3 protein-coding genes are annotated in these 10,267 nt (G+C 39.3%); all 3 read right to left on the bottom strand.

Translation table 11 applies throughout. The annotated features are described in order from the left end of the window. Positions 1-186: 186 nt before the first annotated feature. The 3 genes from L2586_RS17195 to L2586_RS17185 all read right to left on the bottom strand — a co-directional run bounded on the left by L2586_RS17195 (position 187) and on the right by L2586_RS17185 (position 10,257). Positions 187-4,896 carry a LamG domain-containing protein gene (locus L2586_RS17195; RefSeq protein ID WP_235294168.1) on the bottom strand — a complete coding sequence of 1,570 codons (4,710 nt, stop codon included), beginning with the start codon at positions 4,894-4,896 and terminating at the stop codon, positions 187-189. Between the two features lie 52 nt (positions 4,897-4,948). After that, positions 4,949-5,350, bottom strand: a complete 402-nt coding sequence (locus L2586_RS17190) for a LytR/AlgR family response regulator transcription factor (RefSeq protein WP_235294167.1) — start codon at positions 5,348-5,350, stop codon at positions 4,949-4,951. A gap of 701 nt (positions 5,351-6,051) precedes the next feature. Then, positions 6,052-10,257 (bottom strand): LamG domain-containing protein, encoded by a 4,206-nt coding sequence (locus L2586_RS17185; RefSeq protein ID WP_235294166.1) that lies wholly within the window; start codon positions 10,255-10,257, stop codon positions 6,052-6,054. Positions 10,258-10,267 lie beyond the last annotated feature (10 nt).

Below are 10,267 nucleotides of genomic sequence, written 5' to 3'. Positions count from 1 at the left end.
CTGGAAAGAGTTCTATCAGCCAAGTCGACCACCGGGAACAAAAACGTTTGTTTGGGGATTAGAGAAGTTCGAATCAATTATGATTGGCTACAACATATTAAATTAAAAAGATGTGTACGAACGTCAGAGGTTTGCTTTCGGTTCCCTCCTTATAATGCCTCTGGCATTATTCCGCTTGTTAGCGGATCAGTCGTTCCCATCAGCACAAACAAACGGAGTAACCATAATCTCTGTTCCTGCAGCTGTCTGTATATGGTCAGACATCATTAACATAGGTGTTTCAAATGTCAGATCCTTACCCACAGGCAGCGTCATTCCATTACCCAAAGTGATCGACTCTCTAGCTCTATAAACACTTTTCCATAAAGTCTCATACAAGACTAAAACCTTAGCGAAAACACACTTATCACAAAAGTCAGGAATGCCATCATCATCTAAATCCCCAAAATTAAATGGGCTGGCGGTCCAGTTAGAAGCTCCTCCAGTTCTTGCGAATCCATTCACGGTGCCATCATGCCCATGGCCTGAAACATCAGGAACAATGGCCAGACCAGTATTATCTCCACTTGGTATACCATTATTAAAATTGTAGTAAGCGGATAATCCTGGTTCTTTTCCACTAAGCTCCTGGTACATGGCTTCCTGTATTTCTTCTTGACTTCGTGCATATCCCCAATATCTTACATCATCCATTGCACCGTAATAGGAATCAGCATTAACTGCACTTCCAAGCGTAATGGGATGACCCAGATTCGTGGATGCCAAGGTTTCCACTCTGGTGTTATCCAATAAGCCATTGATATATAATTTAGTTTCGGTTTGATCAAAAACTACTGCAATATGTGTCCAACCATTGCTATAAGACAGTTCCTGATTGGATAGCAAAGGGGCAACCCCACTTCCACTCACTTGCAGTTTATTGTTTTCAATAGAGATTTGATGGTTATTGTTAGGCGAAACTCCAGAAGCAGTGATGATGTTGGCAGCTGAAGAAGGAATAAAGCCTATCCAAGCCTCAAAAGTTACGGCATTGCTAGCTGTAGGAATTAAGCTTTGATCATTAGCAATAGAGATGTAATCATCTATAAAATCAAAATCCATTGCTACATTCGTTGGTAGGCTGTTATTGTTAGGACCATCCACCCAATTGGAAGTAACGCCTGTTTTAGCAAATCCATATAAGGAGGCTTCATGGCCATTCAAACTCACATCAGCAACATAGCTACGACCTGTATTGTCTCCCCATGGTGTCCCATCATCGAAATTATAGTAAGCACTCAGCGCTTCTTCTCCGCCGTACAACTTTTGGTTCATATAATGTGAGATCTCAGCTGCTGTTCTAGCTTTTTTCCAGATGCGAACTTCATCCATTTTCCCTAAGAATTTGTGGCTCTGAGTTACACTTCCCTGCTGCCCCACCAATAAAGGGTAGCTTCCTGAATAAAAGCCATGAGGAATGGTTCGTTGTCCATCTGCTATTCCATTTTTATAGAAAGTGAAGGTATTCGTCACATGATCATAAACCACTGCAACATGAGTCCATCCATTTCCCTCAAGTACACCTGAATCTGAATATATCCACGTCCCCTGAGTCCCATCTCCAATGTATAAGCCTATCTTACCTTGAAATTGTTGGAAATTGCTGATGTTAAAGATATATGAGTTTTCTCCACCAGTTCCGGACCCTTTTGAAATAATGGTATGTCTGTTTTGACCAATGATGTTAACCCATGCCTCGAAAGTGAAAGAGGAAGTCAAGCTAGGACTGAAAACGGGATCACGATCCACTTCTAGAAATGAATTAACTCCATCAAAGTGCATCCCACCGTTTTGAACATTGGGACAAGTAAGACAGAGATCGAGTGTTTCTGTATTAATAACTGCAAGTGCTAAGTCATCATTGACCCAATTCGAAGTAGGACCATTTTTAGCCATACTTGACAAGCTTGCGTGATGACCATTTGGAGAATAATCTTTGGTAATTGTTCTGTTATTATTATTCCCCCCTGGGACTCCATCGTTAAAACTATAGTAGGCCAGAAGAGATTGCTCGCCACCTCTTAATTCTTTGTCCTTGTAGGACCGAATAAGACTATTATAATCTGAACTCCAGACACGAACTTCATCCATTTGTCCTTTATAATAATTACAGCCACAAAGATATCCTTGCCTTCCTATAAAAAATAGCTCTGTATCAGCACTGTAAGGAGTAAAAGAAAAGGGTTCATTATTGGAAAAAGAACCATTGACATAAAAGATCACGGTACTATTTGTATGATTATAAGAAGCAGCAACATGGGTCCAAACATTAGGTAATAGCTGCGTATCTGCGGTAAACCAGGTACCACTTCCAGCGCTATTTCCAAGAAAGAATCTCAGATTTGAATAATTGGTCTCGAGAATATAAGCCGTTTGACCATTCCCACCATCACCTTTGGAGATAATCGTATTAGATTCCTTTGTTAGGTCTGGCTTAATCCAAGCTTCGAATGAGATGGAAGAAGTCGCAGATGGATTAAATAAGGGAGCATTCGGAGTACTCAGATAGTCATCGATGCCATCAAAGTCCATCCCTGAATTCACATCTCTATTTAAGAATATTTTATCGTTAAAATCATCATTGGGACTGCAATCACAATCGTCAGGAAGTCCACCATTATCTGAATCTATCCCATCACTTCCAGGACACAAATCAGGAACTACAGTTATGACCGATTCGCAAGTGGAGCTATTGCCCGAATTATCCGTAACCGTCAATGTTAGGTTATTTAATCCCAAATCAGAATCGTCCAAGACTACATAACTAGCCCCATCTAATAAAAGTGTCTGAATAGAGCACTCATCAGAACTCTGATTGTTAACATCTTCAGCAGTGAGGGTTACGTTTACTCCAACAATCTCGATTAAGAGATTCTTACAGTTTGCTATGGGAGGCGTTATATCTTCTACCATTACACTGGTTGATGCGACGACTGTTTCACAGGGACCAGTCACCGTAACGTAATAATCACCGCTAACGGGTCCAGATACAGTAGGTGTGGCGGTATTAGCACCACCCCACGAGTGACCAGGGCCAATCCAGTTATAAGAAAACGGTCCTTCACCATTTGTTTCAACACTTAATTCAATATTTTCACCAGGGCATAATGGACTGTTGCTCGAAGCTATTGGCATTACGGGAGGGTGAATATCTAATGTAGTAGAAGTGCTGGTCACCAATCCGCAAGCATCTGTAACGGTAACGGTATAAATGCCACTTGAAGCACCATTAACAGTAGGAGTCGCTGTGTTCTGGTTAAGCCACGAATCACCTTGTCCCGACCATGAGTATGTAAACGGTTCTTCACCTATTGGTTGAACAGTTAATTCTAGCGCATCGCTAGGGCATATCGGACCATTATTGGTAGCAGAAGCTGTAGGAAGAGGCTTTACAATTACACTCGTTGTGTAGGTCGACTCTTCCCCACACTTATTTGTTATTGTGACAGTATAATCACCACTTAAAGCACCAAAAACACTTGGTAAATTCGTATTTCCGTTGATCCACGATTGTCCTGCTCCCGACCAAGAGTATGTAAAAGGACCTAAACCTGTTGGCTGTACAGATAATTCTAGTGGATCATTAGAGCATATCGGACCATTGTTGGAAATGGTGGCTGTTGTAGTTGGATCAACAATAACACTTATTGTAAATGTTTCTTCAACGCCGCAGCCATTTGTCGCAGTTACCATATAATCGCCACTAGCAGCACCCTCAACGGTAGGTGTAGCCGTGAATTCGCTATTCCCAAAATCCCCATATCCTGACCATTCGTATGTGAATGGTCCAGTGATCCCGTCTACAGCACTTAGCTCTAGTTGTTCGTCAGAACATATCGGACTATTGCTGCTATAGGTAATCCCATGACGATCATACACAATCACAGTTACTGGATAGGTTTTGACCACTCCATTAAAAAAAGTGATGGTTAAGTAGATCGTATTCTCACCAATATCCTCACAGGTAAAGGTGTATTTCGATAAAGATATACTTTGGGTAGGGAAGAAATAGGCATCCCCTATATATGCATCTTCTGCTGTGATTGTAGCGGAGGCGGGCCCATTGCCAATATTTGAGAGGGAGATACCTAAGTATTTATCGGGGTCTCTAACAGCAACTATTTGGAGGTATAAGTTGTTAACTCCATCAAAATCTTGATTGCACGCTGGAGTTTGTACTACCCCACAAATTGAAGCAAAAGGGTTTTCTTTATATCCAGCTCCAAAAGGAGGATCATCTTCACCCATCCCAATACCAAGATTTGCTGGATCATTGGTAGAAAAAGAAATATAAAAAGGGTTATTATCAAATATATTTCCCCTTTCTATTTGTAATGGAGATGGTAAGTCTACAGATATTTGTGAACTAGTACCTGGAGCTAAATTTGGAGAGCTTGTGAATGAGTACATTAATTCAGCGCCATTTGAGCCACAAATTCCAGCTTGTTGCCCATTTGAAGCAGGGCATGTTCTCCAGATATTTACAGTTACTGTATCTGGAATCGAATTGGCCTCCAAACTTTTATATAAGTGATAATAAACTCTCCTTATTTGTCTATCATCATTCCAATCAAATGAAATTAAATTTCCAATTTCCCATGTCTCAGTTACTTCGGATTCACTTGTTAAATAATGCCCAACAAGGTCTGTTTGAGAATAAACATACGTTTGAGCGCGTGATGGTAATGATGAACCTAAGAAAAAAAATGTGGCGAAAAAGGTAATTGAAATAAATCTCTTAGTTAATGGGCCAAATTCAGAGATGAAATTTTTGTCTTGGATCGGCTTAAATATTCTAATAAAATAGGAAATCATCGAAATCTCTTTATTCACTTTGTCCTTCTTTATATTTTTCATTTTGGATAATTTTAGGGTAGAATTTAGGTCAATGTAGTCAGTAAATTACTGTTCATACCATCAATGTTTTTAAGTAATTGAGTAGTCCTTCCTTCTTGCTATTTGACACTGGAATTTCTTGGGAATTATACAGGACTACTTTGTTCTGATTGGTCAAATAGCTGGAAAGGGATGACTTATTAATGAGGTAACTTTGATGAACGCGAATGAAACGGTCTGTGCTTAATTTATTAGCGTATCTTTTTAAGGTAATGGAGCTGACAATCTTCTTTCCACCCTTCAAGTGAATTTCTGTGTAATTACTATCAGACTTTAAGTAAAGGATTTTGTCTAAATCTATAATTTCAATCTGGCTTCTTAATGAGATTGCCATCTTCTTGTTTAGGAATTCCTTCTTGAGCGGGGTTATCGGAAGAATTTTTCTAAAAGGCCTCACTTGTGTTTCGGTTTCCATATTTGGATTTTAGGGTTTTAAACATCTTAAAGATAGGGGAAATCATGTGTTTATTTTTTAGTATTGTCCGAGTGGTAGGGATAATGCCCTCCGAAAGGTCGAAAAGTGGTTCCGAAAGGGAATATGGGATTCATTCACCCTCATGGTCTGACCTCCCGTAAGGCTATGAAATAGGGGAATATTGCAATTGAAAGGTTTGCTATTGCCTGAGTGCTATTACTGTCAAGTTGGAAGGGTTCCTACCAAAATAGAAGGTAGGCAGGCTCTCACTTTTTAACTCCGGCTCCCTAACCGATAGATCTGCACTGTCATTAATTTACTAACCGTGCCGATACGCTGTACCTTGTTTTAACTTTCGAGCATCATTTTACAAATAGGAACGTTACGCTGTACCTTAAACCTAACAGTAATATTTGTGTACTAACCACAGTTGATATGCCGCTGGTTCATTTCCTATTCTAACGCTGACAAAATTACACATTCGTCGAATCGGCAGCCGCGACCTTCGGGTATGCCGAAGGCTCCTTGTTTAATTCAACACAGGCCATCCCATCCCGCAGGTTTGCTGCGGGTTCACTCCTTATTTTAACTCCGTTAAAATTCCACTAGCTAGCTAGTGGATCAGTCGGCCTCCCATCCGAAAGGTTTGCTTTCGGTTCCCTCCTTATAATGCCTCTGGCATTATTCCGCTTGTTAGCGGATCAGTCGTTCCCATCAGCACAAACAAAAGGTGTAACCATAATCTCTGTACCGACAGCTACCTGAATGTGATCATCCATTAATAATTGAGGTGTTTCGAACTTCAGATTCCAATTAGCGGGCAATGTCATGTCATTCCGCAAGGTTATGGTCTCGCTTGCGCGATAGACACTTTTCCATAAATAATCATATATCACTATATCTTTTTCGAAAACACATTTATCACAAAAATCAGGAATCCCATCATTGTCCAAGTCCCCAAAATTAAATGGACTTGCTGTCCAGTTAGAAATACCTCCAGTTCTTGCGAATCCGCTTACCGTGCCATCATGCCCATTGTCTGAGACATCAGGAACAATAGTTAATGCGGAATTATCTCCACTTGCTACTCCATTGTTAAAGTTATAATACGCTGCTAATCCTGTTTCTTTTCCAGTAAGCTCCTGGTACATGGCTTCTTGGATTTCATCCTGACTTCGTGCATGATCCCAATATCGAACATCATCCATATTACCATTATAGGAATCGCCTATGACAGTGCTGCCAAGTGTAATTGAATGCCCTAAATTAGTGGCTGCTAAAGTCTGGACTCTTGTGTTATCTAATAGTCCATTTATATAAATTTTAGTGTTTGTTTTATCAAAAACTACAGCGATATGTGTCCAACCTGCGTTAGGATCGAGCGTTTGTTCAGATAATAATGGGGAAACACCTGTTCCAGCCACCCTTAATTTGTTGTTTTCGATAGAAATCTGGTGGTTATTATTAGGCGAAATACCTGAGGCGCTGATGATGTTAGCATAGGTTGATGGGGTGAAAAATATCCAAGCCTCAAAAGTTACGGCATTAGTTGCTGTAGGAATTAAGCTTTGATGATTCGCAATAGAGATATAATCCTCTAGAAAATCAAAAGACATTGCTGAATTCGTAGGTAGATTATTGTTGTTTGGACCATCCACCCAATTGGAAGTAACGCCTGTTTTCGCGAATCCATGTAAGGTGGCTTCATGGCCATTCAAACTTGCATCAGCAGCATAGCTACGTCCTGTATTATCTCCCCATGGGATTCCATCATCAAAATTGTAGTAAGCACTCAGCGCTTCTTCTCCACCATACAACTTCTTGTTCATATAATGTGAAATTTCAGCTGCTGTTCTAGCTTTTTTCCAGATGCGGACTTCATCCATTTTCCCTAAGAACTTATTGTAACCAGCACTGCCTCTCTGTCCAATGAATACAGACGAAATACCTGCATAAAAGCCATGCGTAATGGTTCTTATGCCATCAGCAATACCATTTTTATAGAAAGTGAAGGTATTGGTTACATGATCATAAACTACAGCAACATGCGTCCATGTATTTCCACTCACATTGGTATCTGAATATATCCAAGTACCAAAAGATCCATCTCCAATGTAAAGGCCCACCTTATTTAAAATAACACTAAAAATATAGGAACTTGTCCCGCCTTCTCCACTTCCCCTTGAAAGAATTGTCCTGTCACTTGTGGTAGTTGTTGGATTTACCCATGCCTCAAAGGTAAAAGAGGAAGTTAAGCTAGGCCCGAAAACAGGATCACGGTCTACTTCTAGGAATGTATTGCTACCATCAAAGTGCATCCCACCGTTTTGAACATTGGGACAAGTAAGACAGAGATCGAGCGTTTCTGTGTTGACGACTGCAAGTGCTAAGTCATCATTGACCCAATTCGAAGCAGAACCATTTTTAGCCATATTTGATAAGCTTGCGTGATGACCATTTGGAGAATAATCTTTGGTAATTGTTCTGTTATTATTATTCCCCCCTGGGACTCCATCGTTAAAACTGTAGTATGCCAAAAGAGATTGCTCGCCACCTCTTAATTCTTTGTCCTTGTAGGACCGAATAAGACTATTATAATCTGAACTCCAGACGCGTACTTCATCCATTTGCCCTTTGAAATAATTACAGCCACAAAGGTATCCTTGCCTTCCTATAAAAAAAAGTTCTGTATCAGCGCTGTATATGGTAAAAGACACTGATTCAGTATTAGAAAAAGAACCATTGACATAGAAAGTTACAGTACTATTTGTGTGGTTATATGAAGCAGCAACATGTGTCCAAACATTAGGTTCTAGCTGCGTATCTGCGGTAAACCAGGTACCACTTCCAGCGCTATTTCCAAGAAACAATCTAAGCTTTGAATTTTGAGTTTCTAATATGTAGGCAGTTTGTCCATTACCACCATCACCTTTGGAGATAATCGTATTAGATTCCTGTGTTAGGTCTGGCTTAATCCAAGCTTCGAATGAGATGGAAGAAGTCGCAGATGGATTAAATAAGGGAGCATTCGGGGTACTCAGATAGTCATCGATGCCATCAAAGTCCATTCCTGTATTCACATCTCTATTCAAGAATATTTTATCGTTAAAGTCATCATTGGGACTGCAATCACAATCGTCAGGAAGTCCACCATTATCTGAATCTATCCCGTCACTTCCAGGACACAAATCAGGCACTACATTAATGACCGATTCGCAAGTGGAGCTATTGCCACTAAAATCTATCACGGTCAATGTTAGATAATTTAAACCTAGATCAGAATCGTCCAAAACAACGTAATTAGCCCCATCCAACAAAAGCGTTTGAATACTGCAATCATCAGAACTTTGATTGTTTACATCTTCACCAGTGAGGGTTACATTTACACCAACGATCTCGATTAAGCGATTCTTACAATTTGCTATGGGAGGCGTTATATCCTCTTTTATTATATGCTTTGTGATGCGATTCTGGCAACCATAATGGTCTGTTAGAGTGACGAAATAATCGCCACTTATAGCGCCAAGCACTGTCGGTGTTCTTGTATCTGCTCCTACCCACGTATCTCCAGGTCCGTCCCATGCGTAAGAGAGCGTTTTATTTTCTGGAATACCTAATATATCTAATTCTAGGATTCCATCGTGACACAAAGTGTTATTGTAAATAGTTGCATCTGGAACAGGATTTTCTCTCGACCATACCGCGAAAGTTTCTATTGCTAATGGCTGGCAATAATAACCATTTGTAACTGAAACAGAATAAATGCCAGGTGAGGGATTAAATATTATTGGTGAAGCTGTATTTTCATTAATCCATGTTCCTCCAGGTCCGGACCAAGTAAAAGTATGTGGCTCTACACCACCATAAAGAAACAAGTTAAAATAAAGTGGTTCGCCCTCACAAAAATAATTATTTCCTTCTATACCTTCTATATAAAGTCTGTCGAATTGTGAAATGACATTTATTTTGTTTTCAAATTGGATGATTCTTCCATCAGCAAAAGTAAGATCAAGAGTGACATCATTCCATCCTACATCATCACAAGTAAAGTTGCTTTTGGAAAAGGACTTACTGACAGTAGGAAAGAAATTCTCATCACCAATATAATTGTCAGACAACGTAATAGTACCTGTTCCGTCAGCTGAAAGTATTAAATCAAAGTTCTTTTCTTTCCATGGGTCAGGGACTGCCGCCATTATGATAGTAAAATTATAATGTTCAAAATTAGATAAAACACCACTGCAGGTAGAATTTGTTTCACCGATACCGCAATACGTTACATTTTCACCATGCTCCCTTGATCCGATAGTTGGATCCGAATGACTTACTGCAATTCCAATAGGTTGGGAGCTTGAGTAAGAAACATTTACAACAGAACTATTTAGGTCACCCTTATTTAATTGGATTGGAGATGGCAAATTAAGGGTGTAATGAATTGTTGTATCCTTCTTCGGGACAAACTGATAATTCATTGTATTAATCAATTTATCTGGATCGCATTCACCTTCAAATAAAGGTGATTGAACCGGACAAGAACTATAAAAATAAAATATAATTTCAGTATTTGTTTCAACAACATCTGAATTAGTTATTAAGACAAATGAAAACTGCGATAAATATCTATTATTTTCAGCTAAAACGATATCATTACCAACTTGTGCATTTTCGTTACGTGTACTTAAATAACTTGAATAAACCTGTTGGTTGTAAATAATTTCCTGTTGTGAAGATAAAAATGTGGGAAAAAGAAAAAATAATATATGTAGAAAAGAGATCAACAACATCTTAACAATCACACCGTAAACATTAGAGATACGAAAGCTATTTTTAATCTGCTGAAACATTTCCAACATGCATGAGTTGATTAAAATCAGTGTATTCATTTTCTTGTTCTTACTATTTTTCATTTTTGATAAT

Origin of the sequence: Portibacter lacus (assembly GCF_021533215.1) — a bacterium.
Lineage (GTDB): Bacteria > Bacteroidota > Bacteroidia > Chitinophagales > Saprospiraceae > Portibacter > Portibacter lacus.
This window is presented reverse-complemented; position numbering and strand designations above follow the sequence as displayed.

Coding starts and splice junctions, on each gene's coding strand:
- L2586_RS17195 (WP_235294168.1), bottom strand. CDS start 4,896: ATGAAAAATATAAAGAAGGACAAAGTGAATAAAGAGATTTCGATGATT.
- L2586_RS17190 (WP_235294167.1), bottom strand. CDS start 5,350: ATGGAAACCGAAACACAAGTGAGGCCTTTTAGAAAAATTCTTCCGATA.
- L2586_RS17185 (WP_235294166.1), bottom strand. CDS start 10,257: ATGAAAAATAGTAAGAACAAGAAAATGAATACACTGATTTTAATCAAC.